Raw genomic sequence first — 22258 nt, forward strand, 5'->3', positions numbered from 1 at the left:
AAAAAAGTGAAACAGAGAGGCGCTGCCCTATTACTTGTTCTGTCTGGAATTCTGCTGATGAGTACAATGGTTTCTACCACCTATTTATATCTATCAAATATGCTCTATTTTGTTGGAGATAGCAGAACCAAACAAGATGATAAACAGTTACTGTTAGGTTCTGAGGGTGTTTTTTTTAATAATATAGCCAAAGAGATTTTAAATAGAGAGGGGTTTGGTGGTGCCTATTCTAAGTTATTAACCTCTCCTTCAGCTATCAGTATAAATAATAGAGATGTATATTATAGCTTAATTGACAGAACAAGTTGCTTCAATATAAATACTCTTTATGACTCTTTTAGTAATATGAATAAATATAATAAATATTATCCGTGGCTGGTATTAGATAACATCTTACAGTTAAATAATATTGTTTCATCTGTTAGCAATAAATTAATGACAATATTTATCCAATATCCATCTAATTTAGACCATATTGATAGTTTTTTTTTAGCTATAGGACAAGCTTTCCAGAGGGGTAACTCAATTGATAAAATACTCAATATTAGCAGTGAGAGTTTCTTGTATATCGCCCCACTAATTTGCTCTAGAAATGATAATAAATTGCTTATCAATGTAAATATGTTGAATGCTAAAAGTAGTTATCTGGTACAAGCTATTTTTATGAACGAAATTACGGGAAGTGATATGTATAAGGTAATTTTATCTAAACCTGCTCAAGGATGGTTAACAGTTGAATCTTTCTTTGAATTCCTTGCAAATAATTCATCGGTTGACATAGATAGAATAAATGAATTGAAAAATGTTGAAATGTTGAAATTTTCTAATAATGAATATTATTTTTCATCTAACTTTAAAGTTGATAATGGTGATTCTCAGTTGATGAGTCTTTTTCATGTAAAGGGGAATACTATTTCCGTATTACACCGAAGGTTTATCTTATAATGAATAACGTAAGAAATGCAGGTTTATCCTCTAAAACTTTGATTATTAGATTGGGTAGTTATGCAACTGACCCTGTTTACTGGTATACCGAAGTGGTAGATGGGGGGCATAGAAAATCAGGGAAGTTATGTGATCATACAAAATTAGATAATATCCCGTTTCTTTCGAATTATAATGTGAAGATATTAGTTTCAACGAGTTATGTTATTTTTAGGAAAATAGATGTAATAGACAGGAAAATTTTAAAAAGTGAACAATCACTTGCGTTCTCTATTGAAAAAACAATTGTTAGTAATATAGAGAATTTCCACACTGTGATATTGAAATCAGATGGCAATTTTTGTTATGTAGTTGCCGTTGAGCATGAGTTAATGAGCCGTTGGTTGGGATGGTTAGCAAATGTAGGAATCTCTCCCACCGTCATGATTCCAGATGTATTAGCGCTACCATTTGATGATGGAAGATGCGTTCCAGTGAAGCTGGGTGATGAATGGTTAGTAAGGAACAGTGAAGTATCGGGTTTCTCAGTTAATGATGATATATTTAAAAAATTATGTTTATCAACTCTAATATTTTGTCCTGAAAATAGATTTAGTCATGTTTATAACCAAGCTTCGGGCCTTCATGCTACGGACTATTGCGATGTATTACGCATTATGGCAAATAATATTGAAAATAATCATGTTAACTTGCTGACAGGTCGATATTATCGCCATAGGAAAAAGACTATTAGTAGTGCTTCTTTTTTTAGATCTGTTTACTTGTTTTTTTTATTATCTATCGTGATGTGTTTGAATTCCTGGTGTTACAAAAATGATATATTGAGAGATATTAATATGCTAGATGTAACTTTGCAAGGTTTCCATATTAAATATCCATTAGTGCAACAATATGCAGATGAAGATAGTATTAATGTCAATAAAGATTTTTATCATTTAGATAGGAATATAATTAAGCCGGATTTGATTTTTTTACTGCATGGCTTAGTTGAAAATTTTGACAAATTAGATATCACGATAAAAAGTATCATTTTCACCAATGGTAAAAACAAAGCCAACTTTAATATAAGAGCTATAAACATAGATGGAATAGATCAAGTGTTAAATAAAATATATCAAAAAAACAATCAGCTGAATATCAATAAAATAACTAATAAGGATGGAACATGTAACATTATACTTGACTATAACTTATGATATTAAAAAATATTGTGACTATTTCTACATTGATTATAGCACTTGTCTTTTTTGGCTTTAGTGTGAATACCTCCTTGGAGGTTAAAGTGCTATTAGAAAAACACTCATTATTGAATGGCAAACTTGTTAGTCATTCATCTTTAGCTGAAAGGATAAAAATGGAAAAGGTTTCGAAATCTAAGGTTAATGGTCATTTAGATGATCATGTTAGTAATGTTTTAAATACATTGTTTAATGATAATGATAATGATAATGATAATGATAATGATAATGATATTAATGTTAAACTTATTAATATGGCTCACGACTATATTTATCTCACTATTGAGAATAGTCACATTATTAAATTTATTGATGTTTTCTTCGCACTGAAACAGAATGAAAATATTGAAATAAGTTATTTGGATATAAGGTTTGTTGAAGGTGGTGATTATATTAATTGCGATATAATGCTGCGGAAAAATCATAGTAAGGTATCTGGAAATGTCATTTGATATGTTTTTTTTAATTAATGTTTTGTTTTATACAGTGCTTGGTCTATGTGTGGGGAGCTTTTTAAATGTTGTTATTTATCGTCTCCCTATAATGGTTATCAATAGCGACTCTACAAATACAATGAACAGTAAAGATGTGAATTTTTTTAAAAACAGATTTAACTTATGTTTCCCGAGATCTTTTTGTCCAAATTGTTATCAGCCTTTAAAATTGGAACATAATATCCCTCTGTTGGGATGGTTATTTCTACGTGGTATGACTCAGTGTTGTCACCAAAGAATCAATCCCCGATATATAATTGTAGAGTTGTTGACTCTTTTTTTGACACTATTTTCATTTTTTTTCATTCAAGAAGGCTATTTGATTTTTTGTGGCTTGTTATTCTTGTGGGCTATTATTGTCTTGGCTTTTATTGATGTTGAATATTACATTCTTCCTGATTGTATTACATTACCATTGCTATGGTGTGGGCTTATTATTAATATAAACAATTCATTTTCACCTTTATCATTTTCTGTTTTAGGGGCGGTTACTGGCTATGTATTTTTGTGGTTTCCTTATTGGATATTTAAAGTTTTTAAAAATATAGATGGTATGGGACACGGCGATTTTAAGCTAATGGCAGCCTTGGGGGCTTGGTTCGGCGTCATTGCTATTCCCTTTTTAGTTTTGCTTTCTTCCTGTTTTGGAATTATTGCATATATTATTATTAATAAATCACTCAAGAAAAAACTAAAATATTTAGCATTTGGCCCTTGCATTGCTTTGGCTGGAGTTGTGTATTTGTTCTGGGGAAAGTATATCAATTTCCTGTTTTACTAAGGAAGGGAGCTATAATACTTTCAAGTTCACGACATTTTATTTTTGTTTCTTTTTCATTGCTTTTTATTTCTTCATATCTAATTTTTGTCAGGATTGTTATATGAGTGTACAATTCATTTGAAACATCAATCTCATTTTTAGTTATCATTCTCATCGCAGTATTAATTATTTCTCTTTCATTTGGTAGTTTTTCTGTTTTACAGTTTTCTTTTAGGAAAAACACTCCGGATGTCAACGCTGTTATTTTTTCCAATTTGAATTTGTTATCTATACTGTTTTTATTATTTAACTGACATCCCCAAAGAAATGGAGTGAGTAAGATAATTATTTTTGCTTGTCGTAGTCTCATATGTTCCTTTTATGTGGTTAAGTTTTATTACTATTTTATAAATTGTACCTTATAAAATAGCTCTTGATGACATTCGTTTTTTGTTATTCGTTGTTTTTTTTGATAGACTTCCATGGTGGTGATATAATTTATTCTGATTTTTAAATTTAGTTATAATTTGTTGTTTTTAATTTTTTCATGCCTTTATATTAAGGTCTGATGATGTTATTTCTGTTAGTTTATAAAATCATGTCTTTAAGTATGAGAGATAAAATGGACGAAATAATTCTTGGAGATATTATTTTTACTCCACTAAAAAGGACTCTTACTAAGGGGGGATGTGTTTTCAAAATAAGAAATAAAGAAGCTGAGGTGTTGTCTTTATTGTGTACTCACTACCCTGAAGCCCTTTCTCGTGAAGATATCGAAGAGAAAATATGGGAAGGTAGCTATGTTACTGATAATACATTGACGCAAACAATTAGTAATTTACGTCATGCTCTGGATGACAAGGAACATGAGATAGTCACTACGATTCCTAAGAAAGGATACTGCATAGGTATCAAGCCAGATTTTACTGACAAGAGTTTGTCTATTACAAACACCAATACCTCAGATAGCCTTAATATTGAAATGAATAGTTCTTCTTCAGAATATATTAGTTTAGCTAATAAAACTATTACTCTCATTTTATGCTGTCTTTGTTTGTTTTTTTCATTCAGTATGACATTTTACTATTATCAGGTAAAAATAATTAACGTAAAAGAATTACCGATCTTGGTGAATTTAGATGAAACGCAGGATAAGGAATTTTTGTTATCTTATAACAAATCTCCGTACATCTTTTTAAAAAAACAAAAAAATGGTGATTACAATGCCTGTAAATATCAGAATGGAGCATTGCAATGCGAAAAAAAATAATACAAATAATGTGTGCAAGTATTTTTGTTAGTATAGGACTAGGGTATATCTTAGGACGAATTTATTCATTTCATCATCCCATGAATGGCTTGGAAGGGTACTGGGAGATTAATTATGACCTTAATAATTTTAGAAAAGGTTATCATGTTTGTTCTAGAGTCAGTATTTTAGATAGAGAAATAAATGCATCTGCAGACGTCTATGATGGAGATGATTATATGAAGGCTAGACGTGATATCATTTTTAATGTACTAGATGTTAAGAGGAATATATTCATTGGTAAGGTGTTGTCTCTTTCTATTGCTGATGGCAAAGATTATTATTTGAATGATTTCTTAAATACACCTTATGCCGTAAGTTATCCTATTTTTTATCAGTTAAATGAAAATACTATTTTAATAGAGCAATCACAGGGGCACCCTGCTAATAGCTTGCGTTTGTTAATCCGCATTTGATACCTGAGTATGTCGCTCTATTTATTGAAATATATCTGTCATATTTGATGCGTAATATTGGTTTATTACTCACAACTTAGTGTAAAAAAATGTTCTCTCGCATCGGCTCTTTTGTTATGAAACTTGTGTCTGGTATTAAATCTATAAGCTCATTTACGAATGCAAAATTCGGGATCTTATCAGGCCTTATCTTGGTTATTAGTTTATTCTCCTTGCTCCAACTATTTTCCATCGGGTATTTATCTAATATATTGGATAACACAAAATATAATGTTGAAAAAACACATCATAGCCATCAGCAAGAAGTATTAATGGATCGCTCCAGAATGGAGTTATTAATTGCCAGCGATAAACTCAATCGGGCAGGTGTCTATTATATGGTGGATAAAGAAACAGGTTCTGAAGGCAGTTGGCAGAGTCTCTTGAGTGAAGCAACACAATCTATGCAGCAGTCACAAGATAATTTCCGTCAGTTGTTATTGGTTTCTGCCAATGATGATCGGCCTGAGTTTATTGTTTTGAAGGAAAGCTATCTACAGTTGTATCAAGGTCTATCAGAAATTAGTCAGGGATTGGCCAAGAACAGTAATATAGATGCCTTTTTTGAAGTCCCTATTCAAGGTTTTCAAAGTGATTTTACTGAAAAGTATTACCGATATTTGCAGGAAAGCGAAGATAACCGCACGGTAATGGATAGTCAATTACTCTCTTCTTTGTCCTCGGCAAAACAGGCCGTTATCATTGCATTGGTGATTTTATTGTACCTTGCATTCTCGGTTTGGTTAGGTGTGACTCGCTGGGTTATTCGGCCACTTAATTATCTGATTGCCCAAATTCATGTGATTGCTGCGGGAGATTTATCTCATCAGATTGAGCATAACGCTTTTACTAGCCGGGAGGTTCGGCTGTTGGCGGTCAGCATATACCAGATGCAACAAGGCTTAGTGGTATTGGTTAGCCAGGTACGCAGTGGCGTCGATGTTATTCTAACTGGCGTTAATCAAATCGCTGCAGACAGCCATCGTATTTCTGAGCAAACGCAATCACAAACGCAGTCATTAGCAGCCACGACACAGAATATGTATCAACTTACCGAGCGTGTAAAACAGAATTCTAGGAGTGCAGATCAGGCAAATCAATTGGCCAATGAAGCCAAAAATATTGCCAGTCAAGGTGGCGATATGATGTCTGGCGTAGTTAATTCGATGGCTGATATTTCTGCGGGCTCGCAGGAGATAGCCGAGATCATCACTTTGATAGAATCGGTAGCTTTTCAGACCAATATTCTGGCCTTAAATGCTGCAATTGAGGCTGCTCATGCTGGTCAACACGGGCGGGGATTCTCTGTTGTTGCGCGTGAAGTGGGAATATTAGCGCACCAAAGTGGTCATTCTGCTCTGAATATTAAACGCCTTATTGGTAACTCTTCCAAATCCATATCAGCAGGTGCCAATCTGGTGGGGCGCTCTGGCGACAATTTACGTGCAATTATTGGCTCGGTTATAAAAGTGACTGATTTAATGACTGAAATATCGGCAGCATCACAAGAACAAAGTAAAGGTATTGAAGATATCACCGCACAGGTAGGAATGATTAATGAAGTTACCCGATTGAATGCTGATTTAGTCGATAAATCCACTCAATCCTCTGAAGTGTTGCAGAAACAAATACTTCAGCTAAACCAGTCGGTGGCGCGTTTTTGTTTACCAGCCACAGTACGCCCCCCTCAACATATTAATGAGGAGGTCGCTGTGAGTTTTTAATGTGCCATGATAGTTGTTAATAATTCGCGCCAGCCAGACGGATTTCCATAATATTCACTAGCAGGTAAAGGCGTTATTTTTCCCTGCTCGTTTTCCAGTGCAAAGGTTGGAAAGCCGTGCCCATGTACTTTAGCCAGTAATGTGCGGCTTTGAGCAATATGCTGGCCGGATGTTATTAGTGCAGTATTGTAGGCATGAATAAATGCATCACTATTCAGCCCAAGTTCCAGCGCCAGTTCAGTTAATACGCGGGTATCTGTAATACGATGGCCTTCAACATAATGAGCGTGTTGGATGCGATGAAGCATCGCTGCACCGCGACCTGCAAGTTCTTCCGCTGCCAGAATGGCGGCAATCGGTGGCGTGGAGTCCATCATAACTGAGGTATCATTGAGTAATTTATTAAAGTAGTCGTCACCAAAAATTTGCCCAGTGAGCTGCGCAATACGCCGGTCATGGGGCATTACATACCCACGCCACTGGCTGTCTATCTGGCGACGATTAGCCCCAGACATCATTCCGCCACCATGTAGTACCAACATGAGTTTAGGAATATCTTGCACAGCTTGTACCAGCGGTGCGGCACCATAACACCAGCCACATAATGGATCGAAAATGTAATGTAACTTTGTGGCAGTCATCGTATCTTCCTCTATTGTCTTTTCTGGCGCTCTCATTGAGTGACGATAAGCATTAACAGTTTACTGCGGCCATTTCATTTCGTTTTTAAGTACCTTGGCACTTAATTCCAAACTGGATTCATCTTTTAGGTCGGGATAATGTTTTTTCATTGCTGTAATCAGTTCGGCTGAGTCTTTTGATTTAGGAATTTCTGCATTTAAGGTGGTTAAATAGTTTTGAGTAAATGTCACTGATTCCAATGTTTGTGGTGCGTTATCAAGATAATGTCCTGGAACCACTGTGACGGGTTTTAAGGCTTTGATTTTTTCCAGTGTTGTCAGCCAATTCTGGCGAGACTCAGGAGTTTGAGTATCGGCGACCCATAAATGAATATTGCCTGAGACCGCGACACCACCTACCACGGCTTTCAATGAAGGGATCCAGACAAATGTCTTTTCTGGCGATGGCCCATCTAAGCCTTCGACACTAATTTCCTGCCCATCAACAGTAAAGCTTTTGCCTTGCAACTCTTGTGGAACAATGACTTGTGTTGGAGCATTCTCTTTGAGAATAGGACCCCAATAAGCCATTTTTCCCTCTTTAGTGGCCTTAATTTCTTCAATAGTTTGCGGTGTGGCGATGACTTTGGCTTGTGGGAATGCTTTGGTAATGACATCCAGACCGAAATAGAAATCAGGATCTGCCTGGCTGATATAAATAGTGGTCAGCTTTTTGCCACTTTGCTTAATTTTCTTCACTAACGCTTCAGCATCATTGCGCTGAAATTGCGCATCAATCAGAGCGACTTCTGTTTTACCGCTAATAATTTCAGACGATACCGGGAAGATGCTTTTTTCTCCGGGATTATAGACTTCCATTTTTAGCTGTTCAGCGGCATGAGCTGTTGATACAGCAGCGAAAGTTGTCAGGCTCGCAAAGGCCATTTGTAATAGTGTTTTATTTAACATGTTTATTTTCCTGAGAGTGGCTGGGGTATGGGCTAGATAATAGATTGCTTATATCGATAGAAAAACCCGATAATGGACAATTATTTGTTGCTTAAATCGAGCTAATTATGGATAGAATTACCGCAGCAGAGGTATTCGTCACCATTGTTGAGCGGGGCAGTATGATTGCTGCTGCGGAGGCTTTGGAGATGTCGCGGGCTATGGTGACACGATATTTGGCTGAGATGGAGCAGTGGGCAGGCGCTCGTTTGTTACACCGGACAACCCGTAAGCTAAGTTTAACTCATGCGGGAGAAGCGACCCTGGCGCGTTGTCGACATATGCTGGAATTTGCTAAGGACATGGATTTAGTCGAGGGGCAAGAAAATGAAGAACTGCGCGGTTTATTGCGGATCAGTTGCTCTCAATCCCTCGGGCAAAGTGCAGTGGCGATAGCTGTTACTGACTATTTACGCCGTTATCCTCAGGTCGCAGTCGATTTACAAATGAATAACCGCTCCGTCAATCTGGTAGAGGAACGTATTGATTTAGCACTGCGCATTACTAATGATTTAGATCCAAACTTAATCGCTCGTCCGCTATCTATCTGCCATTCAGTTGTTTGTGCTGCACCGAGTTACCTGTCAGCCAAAGGAATGCCGAAAACTCCACCTGATTTGGCCGTTCACAACTGCCTGACATACTCTTATTTTGGTAAAAGCTTATGGCATTTTGATCAACAAGGCGTTAAATCATCGGTTGCGGTAGGTGGAAATCTCAGTGCCAATGAATCAGTTGTTTTACTCAGCGGAGCACTAGAGGGCGCCGGTATCACTTTGCAGCCCAGTTACTCTGCTGCACCGTATATTGCCAGTGGTGAGTTAATCAGGTTATTGCCCGATTATCAGCCGCAGGCGATGGGAATTTATGGAATCTATACTTCGCGCCGACAAATGCCAGCCACATTAAGGTCGATGCTAGACTTTCTGGTGGAGTGGTTTACTACCCACCCCCTGCCTAATTGAAACCGCAGCGGTGTTAGCTGCATTCACTTACCCGAATCACTGACTTGAGTCAGCTCATCGGGATTCGTTTATTTGCTGCCTTGCTGTGTCTTCAATTAGTTTGTGGGCCTGCCTGGTTGAAACCGCAGCAGCGCAGTTACATTCTCAAACATATTTTTATTATTAGCACAGAGCTTAAATTATTTTGAATTTCATTCAGTTATCAATGAAGAGAAAAATATATTACTTATCATGCTAGTTATAACTCTGTTCATTACTGGTTATTATTCCTTAACTCATGCTATTTCTATCGTACCCGTCACCTGGAATTCGATTGGGCATGCAAATTAAATAATTATAAATAATAGGGTTATTGCGGCTTTATTTGGCAATTCGACCCTCATCTACCTTTTTTCTTCTCACTACAACGTACCGGTTAATTAATCATTACTGGTAACATTTTGATCTGCCTGGGAGCTTTATTATGCCTGTTGCGCTGCTGGCATTAGCACTGAGTGCTTTTGCTATTGGTACCACTGAATTTGTCATCATGGGGTTGCTGCCTCAGGTGGCGGGTGATCTGCACATTTCGATTCCAACGGCAGGTTGGTTAATCAGCGGGTATGCATTGGGAGTGGCTATCGGCGCGCCTATCATGGCTGTCCTGACCGCCAAATTGCCACGTAAAAAAACACTATTGTTATTAATGGTGATTTTCATCATTGGTAACCTGATGTGCGCACTGGCATACAGTTATGATTTCCTGATGTTAGCCAGGGTTATTACCGCTCTGAGTCATGGGGCCTTTTTTGGTATTGGCGCCGTGGTTGCTTCTAATTTGGTGGCCCCTAATAGACGGGCATCCGCAGTGGCTCTGATGTTCACCGGCCTGACACTCGCCAATGTGCTGGGGGTTCCTTTAGGAACTGCGTTGGGGCAAGCTTTTGGCTGGCGCTCAACATTCTGGGTTGTTTCGGTCATCGGTTTATTATCATTGGCAGCACTCTACCGCAAGTTGCCTTCTTCTCAGGAGGAAGCCCCAACCGAGTTACGTAAGGAAATTGCTGCTCTGCGCGGAGGGGGGATCTGGTTATCATTGCTGATGACGGTCTTTTTTGCCGCGGCTATGTTTGCCCTGTTTACTTATATCGCCCCAATTCTGACTGAAGTGACTCAGGTTTCTGAGCATGGCATCAGTTGGACCTTGTTGTTGATGGGCGTGGGCCTGACATTGGGCAATATTGTGGGGGGGCGGTTGGCGGATTGGCGTTTATCCGTGAGCCTGACGACGACTTTCCTACTCATCGCGATATTTTCCGCTCTATTCAGTTGGACAAGTTACTCATTACTGGCCGCGGAAGTGACACTCTTCTTGTGGTCTGCTGCGGCATTTTCAGCCGTGCCTGCCTTGCAAATTAACGTGGTCGCTTACGGCAAAAAAGCCCCTAATCTGGTATCAACACTTAATATTGCGGCCTTTAACGTTGGCAATGCTTTAGGTGCGTGGGTCGGAGGTGTGGTGATTGCCAAAGGATTGGGATTGACCGTCGTCCCGCTAGCCGCCGCTGCACTGGCGGTTGTTGGTTTGCTGTTATGTCTGTTTACGTTTTCTCGGGCGCGCGCCGGTAAGGCCACTGCGCTTTAATTAAGAGATGAGTACTGTTGGGCAATCACCGCTGCCAGACGTTGTTGGAAGGTGATTGCCTGCTGTTTTAAATGCTCAATGAAGGTATCAACCAGGCTGGATGATGGGCGATGTATCGGTTGTATCAAACTGATAGTAAAAGGAATGTCAACACTGAATGGCCGTATGCAAACACCTTCATTGACTCCTGCACCAATATAATCCAGAGCGGTTAATGGATTAACAATAGAGACCCCCACGCCTTCTCGCACCATGGCACAAACTGAAGCTGCGCTATGAGTCTCCAAAACTAATCTTCTATTAATACCTTGTTCGGTAAAGAGATTATCTAATAACTGGCGATAACTGTCGGTGACTGACAGGCTGATAAAGTTCTCGCCCTGAAAATCTTGCGGAGTCAGTACGGCTTTTTCCAGCAAGGGGTGGCCGCAGGGTAATACGCAAACTTCATTTACGGTCATCAGCGCATGGCGCACCGTGCCCGCAGGGGTTTGTGTATTCTCAGTCAAGCCGAGGTCGTGCCGCTGGGCCGAAAGCCATTCTTCTAATAAAGGTGATTCTTGCGGGATAACGCTCAGGCTAACTTCCGGATAGCGGTCAATAAAAGGTTTACACACCGCAGGAAGCAATGACTGAGAAAATACTGGCAGGCAGGCAATAGAAAGCTGCGCATGTTGGAATTGGCGTATCCCTTCGGCAGCCTGTTTAATACGATCAAGCCCATAATAGGAGCGCTGAACCTCTTCAAATAAGCGCAAGCCTTGCACTGTGGGGTGCAGCCGCCCGCGCACGCGATCAAACAGTTTCAATTGGACTAATTGCTCAAAACGAGCCAATTCGCGGCTGACAGTAGGTTGTGATGTTTGGAGTAATAACGCGGCTTCAGTCAGATTACCGGTGGTCATAACACCATGAAAAATTTCTATTTGTCGTAGGGAAATTGCGGGCATCACAGCTCTCCTGCGGTGGCGACTGTTTAATCTAATCCATATCATAAATGAATAGACTAAGGGCAAATAGATATTTTCTTCACACCCACGATATTGCTAATAATAACCCATCAGCGAAATCATTATTTTCGCCCCATATATTGACCCCATTATTAGGAAAGAGCTATGCCGCGCACACTTAATGACACCTCTTCGGCACTGACGGCCCAAAATCTGATTGCCTTGCCAGAACGTTTTGGTTGCCCGGTTTGGGCCTATGATGGCGAAATTATCACTCGAAAAATCAATCAATTGCGGCATTTTGATGTAATTCGATTTGCCCAGAAAGCTTGCTCAAATATTCATATTTTGCGCTTGATGCATGAGCAAGGTGTGAAAGTTGACTCGGTATCTCTGGGCGAAATTGAGCGCGCTTTGCAGGCTGGTTTTCAGCCGGGGCAGGAACCTGCTGAGATTGTCTTTACCGCCGATTTGCTGGATCAGGCTACCTTACTGCGCGTGACAGAATTAAGCATTCCGGTTAATGCGGGTTCCATTGATATGCTTGATCAACTGGGGCAGCATGCGCCCGGTCACCCGGTTTGGTTGCGGGTTAATCCAGGTTTTGGCCACGGACACAGTCAGAAAACCAATACTGGCGGTGAAAACAGCAAACACGGTATTTGGCATGAGGATTTGCCGCAAGCCATTGAGAAAATTCAGCAATATGGATTAACGCTGGTGGGGATACATATGCATATTGGTTCTGGTGTTGATTATCAGCATTTGGAACAAGTGTGTGATGCCATGGTGCAACAGGTGATTGCGCTGGGGCAGGATATCAGTGCTATTTCTGCCGGTGGTGGTTTATCAATCCCTTATCAATCTGGCGATGATGAGATTGATACCGAGCATTATTACGGCTTATGGAACAGCGCTCGCGAGCGGATTGCCGCGCATTTAGGCCATCCAGTCAGTCTTGAGATTGAACCCGGCCGCTTCCTGGTTGCTGAAGCCGGAGTGTTAATCGCGCAGGTGCGGGCGGTGAAAAATATGGGACGTCGGCATTATGTATTGGTGGATGCGGGCTTCAATGATTTGATGCGACCAGCCATGTATGGCAGTTACCACCATATTTCAGTGTTGCCAGCTGACGGGCGCTCACTTGCTAATGAACCGCTGATTGATACTGTGGTTGCTGGCCCGCTTTGCGAGTCAGGAGATGTGTTTACTCAGGAAGCGGGGGGCGGGTTAGAGACTCGTAAATTGCCCGCCGCCAATATTGGCGATTATCTGGTATTCCATGACACTGGTGCCTATGGTGCTTCAATGTCTTCCAACTACAATAGCCGGCCATTATTGCCAGAAGTCTTGTTTGAACAGGGGCAGCCGCGTTTAATCCGCCGCCGCCAAACCATTGAAGAACTTATCGCATTAGAGTTGATTTAATAATGACCACCAGGCGCCTCAGTCATCTGCGGGTGTTTGTGGGTTAGTCATAGTTTGTATGTGAGTAATAGTTTGTGGGCTGGCGACCGAATGGCGGCGCACCAGTGTTGGGCTGAACATATTGGTGGTTTCAGGCAGTGGCGTGTTGTTGGCTAGCGCCAGTGCTAATTCTGCGGCCTGTGTCGCCATTGCCACAACGGGATAGCGAATGGTGGTCAGCCGCGGGCGCAGATAACGGGAGATCAACACATCGTCAAAACCGATCAATGAGATCTCTTGTGGCACCTCGATACTGTTATCGCTGAGCACGGATAATGCTCCCGCCGCCATCGAGTCGTTATAACAAGTGACTGCAGTGAAGTTTCGGCCTCGGCCAAGTAAGTCAGTCATGGCTTGTTCACCACCAATTTCATCCGGCGTACCGTAGGAAATTAAGCGGTCATCAACCGCAATACCAAACTCTTCCAGAGCATCCAGATAACCTTGCAGACGATCGGTGGCATCAGAAATTTGATGATTGGAGCAAATAATTGCTATTCGTTTATGCCCTTGTTGAATCAGATGGCGGGTTGCCAGCCAGGCACCATAACGGTCATCCAACGCCACACAACGGGTTTCAAAACCGGGGAGGGTGCGGTTAATCAACACCATGCCAGGGATTTGCTGCATTAATGACGTCAATTCTTCATCAGATAATTTTTTGGCATGAACCACCAGCGCAGCGCAGCGATGACGAATCAATTGTTCGATAGCTTGACGCTCTTTCTCTGCATCATGGTAACCGTTTCCAATCAATAGAAAATTACCGGTGGCATAAGCCACTTGCTCTACCGCTTTGACCATAGAGCCAAAGAAGGGGTCTGATACATCAGAAACAATCATCCCGACAGTTTCTGTGGATTGCTGTGCTAGCGCCCGCGCATTGGCATTCGGGTGATATTGCAACTGCTCCATGGCGCTGCATACTGCCTTTCTTGATGTTTCACTGGCCTTGGGCGAATTATTGATAACGCGAGATACCGTAGCGACGGAAACACCCGCCAACTTGGCAACATCCTTAATAGTGGCCATTTTTCTTCCAGATATTTTCAGGGTAATCGCTTACATCACTCAGTTTTGCGGAAAATGAAGCTGTCCGCAAGGGGGGATGATCGCAACTTGGTGAGAAAAAACCAAAGAAAAGGAAATTAGGAACATGGCTCGCGATTGGCGACAAACGAAGTCACCCTGTCAGATGCCTGTCAACAAAATAGCCAGTGGCAGCTTAGTCCAAAACGATTATGTTTAGTCAAAATTATGCTTTGGGCTTACCACTATGTGAATGTTACTTTTATGATCTATTCAATTGCCTGAGATAGCCATGTCCATCACCCGTTACCCCCAGCTTGCCCACTGGGGCGCTTATACCGCAGTTGTCGAAGATGGCAAACTGATCCGCTGTGAACCCTTTGCTGATGATCCCAATCCTTCACCATTATTGGATTCCATTACCCCGATGGTGTATTCCGACAAACGTATCCGCAAACCCGCAGTACGTCGCTCGTGGCTGCAGCAACGTGAAAAAAGTGATCGTACTTTGCGTGGGCGGGAAGACTTTGTTGAGGTGGACTGGGATGTCGCGCTGGATTTAGTCGCAGAAGAGAATCGCCGTGTGAGAGACCAGTATGGCCCATCAGGACTGTTTACCGGCTCCTACGGCTGGTCTTCTGCTGGGCGTTTACATCACGCTCGCTCATTAGTCAGGCGTTTCTATTTCAGTGGCGGCGGCGGTGTTGATCAACTGGGTAACTACAGCTGGGGATCGGCACAGTTTTTCTTACCTTATGTCATCGGGACTTTTAGCCCACTGACGGGCAGGGTGACCTCTTGGCCCAGTGTCGTGGAGCATTGCGAACTGTTCATCGCTTTCGGCGGATTGGCGCTGAAAAATGCTCAGGTGTCCTCTGGCGGTTCGGCGGAACATTCATTAAAACCCTGGCTGGAGAAATTGGCACAAAAGGGCACGCCGGTGATCAACATCAGCCCGATGCGCGATGATTGCCCGGACTTTGTGAATGCAGAATGGATCCCCATTCGTCCTAACACCGATGTGGCACTGATGCTGGCACTGGCGTATGAAATTCAGCGCCTTGAGGGGGAGGATAAGGCTTTCCTGGCTTCTCATTGTGTGGGCTATGAGCAATTAGCTGATTACATTCGTGGAGTGAATGATGGCATAGCGAAAACCCCAGACTGGGCCAGCGACATTACAGGTATTCCAGCGGCAAGAATTAGTCAGTTGGCACAGCAACTTATTGGTGTGCGCAGCTTTATGACTTGCTCCTATTCCGTCCAGCGCGCGCATCGCGGCGAACAACCTTATTGGATGGTCATTGCGTTATCGGCAATGTTAGGGCAAGTGGGTTTACCCGGCGGCGGTTTCTCGTTTGGTCACGGCTCAATGAATGGCGTGGGTAATCCCAGAATTGATACCCCGGGGCCAAGTATGCCGGTGGGGAAAAATCCAGCGGGGCTGGCGATTCCGGTGGCGCGGATTTGTGACATGTTGCTGCAACCGGGGCAGCCTTATCAGTTTCAGGGGGAAACTCATAACTATCCGGACATTCATTTGGTGCACTGGGCGGGTGGCAATCCTTTCCACCATCATCAGCAATTGAATCGGCTGGTGGAGGGCTGGCAAAAGCCGGATACCGTGATTGTGCAGGATATCTGGTGGACACCCGCAGCGAAAATGGCAGATATCGTGTTGCCGGTCACCAGCTCGCTGGAGCGCAATGATATTGGTGGATCGTCTCGGGATCGCTATGTATTGGCAATGCATCAGGCCATTGCCCCGCAACATCAGGCTCGGCACGATTTTGATATTTTCGCTGACTTAGCTGAGCGGCTCGGTTATCGCGACACCTTCACTGAAGGGCGCGATGAAATGGCGTGGATCAAACATATTTATCAGGAGTGCGGTGTCGCACAACAGCCTCATGAGGTGGAATGGCCTGATTTTGAGACTTTCTGGCAACGGGGGCATGTGGATCTACCGGCTCCGCAGAAAGAGTTCGTTTTCTTCGATGCTTTCCGTGCCGATCCGCAGGTTAATCCTCTTCAGACGCCGAGCGGTAAAATTGAATTATTCAGTGAAAAAATAGCCAGTTACCAATATGAGGATTTTGCCCCGCATGCCCAATGGAAGCCACCTATTGAATGGCTGGGTGCGCCGCAAGCTGAGCAATGGCCCCTGCATTTGATCTCTATCCAGCCGAGTGATCGCCTGCATAGCCAGCTTGATCCTGCTCCCTTGGCGCAGGGGAATAAAACCGCCGGTCGCGAAACTCTCTATATGCACCCACAGGATGCCGCCCATCGTGAAATTACGGAAGGTAGCCAGGTTAAAGTGAGTAATTTACGCGGAAGTTGTCTGGCGGGGGTACGTATTACTGACGGTGTGACGCGTGGGGTGGTGCTGATGGCAACGGGGGCCTGGTTTGATCCCGGTTTTGGTGGCAAACAGCCTTTTGGTAGCAAACAGCATCAAGTTGAGCAATCCGGTAATCCTAATGTCCTGACATTAGATATTGGTACTTCTCGTTTGACCCAAGGCCCGAACGCGATGAGTTGTCTGGTTGAGGTGGCACTGTATTAATACAGTTGTACTTATTCAGCGGTACTGATGTATCGGATGTACCGCAATGAATTACAAACCTTTTCGCCTTTCTGACAATGTTCACTCCTGGTTACACTTTGCACGTAAATGTTGCGATTGCTTGCTGGCTGAGGTTTCACTTAAACGGATAGAGTAGTGATCCCAGAGGTATTAATTGGTGAGTAATCAACATACGCTGTGTGTTAAAGCCAGTTTTTTATTTGCACCGACCTACGCAGATGCGTAGGTTTTTTTTTATTTGTCCTCTCTGCTGCACCCTCTTCGCGCTATTCTCTCTCATTCTATAGTATTCTCTCCTTTGTATATTCATCGACTTATAGAGAAACAGACATGGCTTATCGTTTGCTGCGCGCTCTTTTCCGTGGGTTATTTCGCGTCACCATTGATGGTATTACTGACCAGTTTTCGCACCAAAAACTGATTATTACGCCAAATCACGTTTCTTTCCTTGATGGGGCTTTGTTAGCGCTGTTTCTCCCAATAAAACCGGTGTTTGCGGTCTATTCCAACATTACTGAAAGCTGGTATATGCGTTGGTTGAAACCCTATGTGGACTTTGTTGCGCTTGATCCGACCAAGCCAATGGCAATTAAACACTTGGTTAGAATGGTCGAACAGGGCAGGCCGGTGGTGATATTCCCCGAAGGGCGCATCACGGTGACCGGCTCATTAATGAAAATCTATGATGGTGCAGCATTTGTTGCTGCGAAATCAGGTGCAGCGGTGGTTCCCATCCGTCTGGAAGGTCCTGAATTTACCCGCTTTGGGCGACTGGGGGATGTGCTAAAAGTCCGTTGGTTCCCGAAAATCAGTATTCATGTACTGCCCGCGACCACTTTACCTATGCCACAAGCGCCGCGTGCCCGTGACCGTCGGATGCTGGCGGGTGAGCGCTTACACGCCATTATGATGGCGGCGCGGATGGCTATCGTGCCACGTGAAACACTTTTTGAAGCGTTGCTATCCGCACAAACGCGTTATGGGCGTTTTAAACCGTGCATCGAAGATATTTCCTTTAAAGAAGATAGTTATCAAACGTTGCTAAAGAAAATCTTAGGTATCAGCCGTATCCTGCAACGTTTTACTGCGCAGGGAGAGCATGTTGGGATGCTATTACCCAATGCGACTATCACGGCAGCGGCGATTTTCGCTGCGACTCTCCGTGGCCGTATCCCGGCGCTACTTAACTACACCTCCGGTGCCAAAGGCCTGAAAAGTGCCATCACTGCGGCGTCCCTGAAGACTATCATCACCTCGCGCCAGTTCCTGGAAAAAGGCAAGCTGACACATTTACCTGAACAGGTCACAGAGGCCAATTGGGTCTATCTGGAAGATTTAAAAGATACGGTTACACTGGCTGATAAGTTATGGATTTTATTCCATTTATGCTGCCCGCGTCGGGCGATGGTGCCACAACAAGCCGATGATAGTGCCTTGATTTTGTTTACCTCCGGTTCAGAAGGCAACCCTAAAGGAGTGGTACATTCACATGCCAGCTTATTGGCAAACGTTGAGCAGATCCGCACCATTGCCGACTTTACGCCGCGTGATCGTTTTATGTCGTCACTGCCACTGTTTCATGCTTTTGGCCTGACTGTCGGTTTATTCACACCGTTAATGACCGGCAGCCGTGTATTCCTTTATCCAAGCCCACTGCATTATCGAGTGGTACCTGAACTGGTGTATGACCGTAACTGTACCGTGTTATTTGGTACGTCCACTTTCTTGGGAAATTATGCCCGCTTTGCCCATCCATACGATTTTGCCCGCTTGCGTTATGTGGTGGCTGGTGCTGAAAAGCTGGCTGATAGCACCAAACAGATTTGGCAGGACAAGTTTGGTATTCGTATTTTGGAAGGTTATGGTGTGACGGAATGCGCGCCAGTCGTGGCAATTAACGTGCCGATGGCGGCAAAAGTGAATACTGTGGGCCGCATTTTGCCGGGCATGGAATCTCGCCTGATCCCTGTGCCGGGAATCGAACAGGGCGGGCGCTTACAATTGCGCGGTCCGAATATTATGCGCGGCTACCTGCGAGTAGAGAAACCGGGCGTGCTGGAGCAACCTTCCGCTGAAAATACGCAGGGTGAGCAGGAGGCGGGCTGGTATGACACCGGTGATATTGTAGCTATCGATGAACAAGGATTCTGCGCCATTCGTGGTCGTATGAAGCGCTTTGCTAAATTAGCCGGAGAAATGGTATCACTGGAAAGTGTCGAGCAGCTGGTACTGCGAATTTCACCAGAAGGGCAACATGCGGCAGCCACGAAAACAGATAGCGCCAAAGGGGAAGCCTTGGTGCTGTTTACCACCGACAGTGAGATAACTCGCGAGAAATTAGTTAAAGCAGCGCGGGAAAGCGGTGTGCCTGAACTGGCGGTACCGCGCGACATTCGGGTGGTGAAAGCCTTGCCTCTGTTGGGGAGCGGTAAACCTGACTTTGTGACATTAAGTAAAATGGCGGAAGATCCGGAGATGAGCGCATGAGTCAGCAAGCATTAGCAGATAAGCCGTTGTTATCCAGAGGGATGATCGCGGTTCTATGTGCGCAGTTTTTCTCAGCTTTTGGTGATAACGCACTGCTTTTTGCCACCCTGGCATTAATTAAGCAGCAGTTATATCCCGACTGGAGTCAGCCTATTTTACAAATGGCATTCGTCGCGACCTATATCGTTTTGGCCCCGTTTGTCGGGCAATTTGCCGATAGCTTTGCCAAAGGGCGGGTGATGATGGTGGCGAACGGCTTGAAGCTGGCCGGTGCGCTGGTTATCTGTTTTGGTTTTAATCCGTTTCTGGGGTATAGCCTGGTGGGCGTGGGGGCTGCGGCTTATTCACCCGCTAAATATGGCATTTTGGGTGAAATCACCTCTGGCGAACAGTTGGTTAAAGCCAACGGTATGATGGAAGCTTCAACCATAGCCGCTATTTTACTCGGCTCGGTCGCGGGGGGCGTGTTGGCAGACTGGCACTTGGGCGCGGCATTGGGTGTGTGCGCACTGGTGTATGCCATTGCGGTGGTCGCTAATATGTTTATCCCAAAGCTAGCTGCTGCTCGTTCAGGCAGCTCATGGCGACCTCGGGCAATGACCGGCAGCTTCTTTACCGCTTGCCGGGTTTTATGGCGCGATGGTGAAACTCGCTTCTCACTGGCGGGAACCAGTCTATTTTGGGGCGCTGGGGTTACTCTGCGTTTCCTGTTAGTGCTCTGGGTACCCATTGCGCTAGGGATTACGGATAATGCCACTCCCACACTGCTAAATGCGATGGTGGCAATTGGTATTGTTGTGGGGGCGGGAGCTGCGGCCCGTTTCGTCACATTGAAAACCGTGAAACGTTGCTTACCGGCTGGTGTACTCATTGGTGTGGCGGTGGCGATTTTTGCTCTGCAACACAGTATGCCGATGGCCTATCTGCTGCTGATTATCATCGGGATTTTGGGCGGATTCTTTGTGGTTCCGCTTAATGCTTTACTGCAGGAGCGCGGCAAGAATAGCGTCGGTGCCGGTAATGCTATTGCAGTGCAAAATCTCGGTGAAAACACCGCGATGCTGCTGATGCTGGGCTTATTCTCAGTGGTGGTGAAACTTGGCGTGCCGGTGATAGCGGTGGGGGTTGGCTTCGGCGTGATATTCGCACTGGCAATCGCGTTACTTTGGGGCTGGCAGTGGCGTCAACAGCGACGTAAAGCGACTGAATGATTTGAAAGGTTACATTAAGCTGTCTACAGACAAACCTCGACAACTCGATTTTGCAAGGTGAAGGCAGGCAGAAGAGTAAAGCGTCCGCGCCAGGGATGGCGCGGGTCGAGCCTACATGGACGTATTGACTGCGTCTTTACGATCTGCCTGTTTTCATCGCTACGGGCACTTTGTCATTAACCTCAAGGCCGCATCCAGCGGCCTTTTGGCTATTTGAAGAGAGACAGAATTAAGGCGCAGGGAAGGTAAAGCGGGTGTGAATCTCTTCCAATGCATTCAATACTTCCTGACTCAACACCACATCCTGGCTATCAATATTGCTTTTCAGTTGTTCCAACGTGGTTGCACCCAGCAATGTGCTGGCAACAAAAGGTTGCTGACGTACAAAAGCCAATGCCATCTGTGCGGGATCCAGCCCATGACGTTTTGCCAACGCCACATATTCAGCTGTGGCTAATTGAGCTTGTGGCCCGGTATAACGGGTGAATCGGTTAAATAAGGTATTACGCGCCCCGGCAGGTTGTGCACCATTGAGGTATTTACCGCTCAGAGTGCCAAACGCCAGGCTAGAGTAAGCCAGCAGTTCCACTCCTTCGTGTTGACTTATCTCAGCCAAACCGACTTCAAAACTGCGGTTAAGCAAACTGTAGGGATTTTGAATTGACACAATACGCGGCAAATCATGTTTTTCTGCCAGTTGCAGATAACGCATCACGCCCCAAGGTGTTTCATTCGAAACCCCGATATAGCGGATTTTACCAGCGCGCACCTGCTCGTTCAGCGCTTCCAGTGTCTCAAGCAAGGTGACAACAGCGGTTTGTTCACTGTAACGATAATTCAGTTTACCAAAACAGTTGGTTTCTCGTTGTGGCCAATGTAACTGATAAATATCAATATAATCGGTATTGAGGCGTCGGAGGCTATCTTCCAGCGCAACACGGATGTTTTTTCGATCCAGTGCCATATTCGGGCGAATGGGCTTATCGTTTCCGCGTGACGGCCCGGAGACTTTGCTGGCTAAAATAATTTTGTCTCGACTACCGCGGGCTTTTATCCAGCTACCAATGTATTGCTCGGTTAACCCTTGGGTTTCAGGTTTTGGGGGAACCGGATACATTTCTGCGGTATCAATTAAGTTAATACCGGCTGCAACGGCATAATCCAGTTGAGCATGGGCATCGGCTTCACTGTTTTGTTCACCAAAAGTCATGGTGCCCAGACCCAGCAGGCTTACTTCTAATGAACTGTGGGGGATACGATGATATTGCATTGCCGACCTTCCTTTGTGTCTGAAGTTATCAGGCTAAGTCAAACCCGCCTTATCCGACTATAACTAAGCACTGCGGCAGGGGGAAGAGGACAAAGAAAAAGTGCAGAAAATA

Annotated in this window: 20 protein-coding genes; 14 read left to right on the forward strand and 6 right to left on the reverse strand. The window is 43.9% G+C overall.

Annotation, left to right across the window (positions count from 1 at the left end):
• Positions 1-6: 6 nt before the first annotated feature.
• The 4 genes from QSV56_RS17470 (at position 7) to QSV56_RS17485 (ending at position 3458) form a co-directional block, all read left to right on the forward strand.
• Positions 7-945, forward strand: coding sequence for a type II secretion system protein GspK (locus QSV56_RS17470; protein ID WP_046051977.1), 939 nt, complete (start codon positions 7-9; stop codon positions 943-945).
• Positions 945-2141, forward strand: a complete 1197-nt coding sequence (gene gspL, locus QSV56_RS17475) for a type II secretion system protein GspL (protein ID WP_050130447.1) — start codon at positions 945-947, stop codon at positions 2139-2141. The genes QSV56_RS17470 and gspL overlap by 1 nt, the downstream gene beginning before the upstream one ends.
• Before the next feature lie 86 nt (positions 2142-2227).
• On the forward strand, positions 2228-2635 hold the full coding sequence (locus tag QSV56_RS17480) for a hypothetical protein (protein ID WP_301213007.1): 408 nt from the start codon (positions 2228-2230) through the stop codon (positions 2633-2635).
• The gene (locus QSV56_RS17485) at positions 2625-3458 is read left to right on the forward strand and encodes an A24 family peptidase (protein WP_046694613.1); all 834 of its coding nucleotides are present in this window, start codon (positions 2625-2627) and stop codon (positions 3456-3458) included. Before QSV56_RS17480 ends, QSV56_RS17485 begins: the two co-directional genes overlap by 11 nt.
• Here the strand turns inward: QSV56_RS17485 and gspS are convergent.
• Positions 3439-3807 (reverse strand): type II secretion system pilot lipoprotein GspS, encoded by a 369-nt coding sequence (gene gspS / locus QSV56_RS17490; protein WP_046694614.1) that lies wholly within the window; start codon positions 3805-3807, stop codon positions 3439-3441. The genes QSV56_RS17485 and gspS overlap by 20 nt on opposite strands.
• A gap of 252 nt (positions 3808-4059) precedes the next feature.
• On the opposite strand from gspS, the gene QSV56_RS17495 reads away from it, so the two are divergent.
• The 3 genes from QSV56_RS17495 to QSV56_RS17505 all read left to right on the forward strand — a co-directional run bounded on the left by QSV56_RS17495 (position 4060) and on the right by QSV56_RS17505 (position 6925).
• A complete protein-coding gene (locus QSV56_RS17495; RefSeq protein WP_072083067.1) occupies positions 4060-4707 on the forward strand; it encodes a transcriptional regulator in 648 nt (215 codons plus the stop codon).
• Positions 4692-5162: a hypothetical protein gene (locus QSV56_RS17500; RefSeq protein ID WP_301213012.1), complete on the forward strand. Its 471-nt coding sequence runs from the start codon at positions 4692-4694 to the stop codon at positions 5160-5162. Before QSV56_RS17495 ends, QSV56_RS17500 begins: the two co-directional genes overlap by 16 nt.
• A gap of 89 nt (positions 5163-5251) precedes the next feature.
• Positions 5252-6925 carry a methyl-accepting chemotaxis protein gene (locus QSV56_RS17505; protein ID WP_046050327.1) on the forward strand — a complete coding sequence of 558 codons (1674 nt, stop codon included), beginning with the start codon at positions 5252-5254 and terminating at the stop codon, positions 6923-6925.
• Here the strand turns inward: QSV56_RS17505 and QSV56_RS17510 are convergent.
• Positions 6922-7566, reverse strand: a complete 645-nt coding sequence (locus QSV56_RS17510) for a DsbA family protein (protein ID WP_046694615.1) — start codon at positions 7564-7566, stop codon at positions 6922-6924. The genes QSV56_RS17505 and QSV56_RS17510 overlap by 4 nt on opposite strands.
• Positions 7567-7626: 60 nt before the next feature.
• Positions 7627-8514 (reverse strand): MBL fold metallo-hydrolase, encoded by an 888-nt coding sequence (locus tag QSV56_RS17515; protein WP_046050329.1) that lies wholly within the window; start codon positions 8512-8514, stop codon positions 7627-7629.
• A gap of 107 nt (positions 8515-8621) precedes the next feature.
• On the opposite strand from QSV56_RS17515, the gene QSV56_RS17520 reads away from it, so the two are divergent.
• Together QSV56_RS17520 and QSV56_RS17525 are read left to right on the forward strand one after the other, a co-directional pair.
• A complete protein-coding gene (locus tag QSV56_RS17520; RefSeq protein ID WP_046050330.1) occupies positions 8622-9518 on the forward strand; it encodes a LysR family transcriptional regulator in 897 nt (298 codons plus the stop codon).
• A gap of 463 nt (positions 9519-9981) precedes the next feature.
• Positions 9982-11142 (forward strand): MFS transporter, encoded by a 1161-nt coding sequence (locus tag QSV56_RS17525; RefSeq protein WP_050163198.1) that lies wholly within the window; start codon positions 9982-9984, stop codon positions 11140-11142.
• Here QSV56_RS17525 and QSV56_RS17530 read toward each other — a convergent pair.
• Positions 11139-12092 (reverse strand): LysR family transcriptional regulator, encoded by a 954-nt coding sequence (locus QSV56_RS17530; protein ID WP_046050331.1) that lies wholly within the window; start codon positions 12090-12092, stop codon positions 11139-11141. The genes QSV56_RS17525 and QSV56_RS17530 overlap by 4 nt on opposite strands.
• A gap of 165 nt (positions 12093-12257) precedes the next feature.
• On the opposite strand from QSV56_RS17530, the gene lysA reads away from it, so the two are divergent.
• Positions 12258-13520, forward strand: coding sequence for a diaminopimelate decarboxylase (gene lysA, locus QSV56_RS17535; RefSeq protein WP_046050332.1), 1263 nt, complete (start codon positions 12258-12260; stop codon positions 13518-13520).
• A gap of 18 nt (positions 13521-13538) precedes the next feature.
• On the opposite strand, the gene galR is transcribed toward lysA, so the two are convergent.
• On the reverse strand, positions 13539-14591 hold the full coding sequence (gene galR / locus QSV56_RS17540; RefSeq protein WP_046050333.1) for an HTH-type transcriptional regulator GalR: 1053 nt from the start codon (positions 14589-14591) through the stop codon (positions 13539-13541).
• A gap of 289 nt (positions 14592-14880) precedes the next feature.
• On the opposite strand from galR, the gene QSV56_RS17545 reads away from it, so the two are divergent.
• The 4 genes from QSV56_RS17545 to QSV56_RS21990 all read left to right on the forward strand — a co-directional run bounded on the left by QSV56_RS17545 (position 14881) and on the right by QSV56_RS21990 (position 21093).
• Positions 14881-17157: a molybdopterin guanine dinucleotide-containing S/N-oxide reductase gene (locus QSV56_RS17545; protein ID WP_050122829.1), complete on the forward strand. Its 2277-nt coding sequence runs from the start codon at positions 14881-14883 to the stop codon at positions 17155-17157.
• Between the two features lie 351 nt (positions 17158-17508).
• Positions 17509-19665 carry a bifunctional acyl-ACP--phospholipid O-acyltransferase/long-chain-fatty-acid--ACP ligase gene (aas, locus tag QSV56_RS17550; RefSeq protein WP_301213017.1) on the forward strand — a complete coding sequence of 719 codons (2157 nt, stop codon included), beginning with the start codon at positions 17509-17511 and terminating at the stop codon, positions 19663-19665.
• Positions 19662-20876, forward strand: a complete 1215-nt coding sequence (gene lplT, locus QSV56_RS17555) for a lysophospholipid transporter LplT (RefSeq protein WP_019078934.1) — start codon at positions 19662-19664, stop codon at positions 20874-20876. Before aas ends, lplT begins: the two co-directional genes overlap by 4 nt.
• A 115-nt stretch (positions 20877-20991) precedes the next feature.
• A complete protein-coding gene (locus QSV56_RS21990) occupies positions 20992-21093 on the forward strand; it encodes a gluconate 5-dehydrogenase (protein WP_102895907.1) in 102 nt (33 codons plus the stop codon).
• 12 nt (positions 21094-21105) lie between these two features.
• Here the strand turns inward: QSV56_RS21990 and QSV56_RS17560 are convergent, their stop codons facing one another.
• Positions 21106-22146: an NADP(H)-dependent aldo-keto reductase gene (locus QSV56_RS17560; RefSeq protein WP_301213018.1), complete on the reverse strand. Its 1041-nt coding sequence runs from the start codon at positions 22144-22146 to the stop codon at positions 21106-21108.
• Positions 22147-22258: the final 112 nt, after the last annotated feature.

It is taken from the genome of Yersinia sp. 22-579, assembly GCF_030433455.1.
Taxonomy (GTDB): Bacteria; Pseudomonadota; Gammaproteobacteria; order Enterobacterales; family Enterobacteriaceae; genus Yersinia; species Yersinia enterocolitica.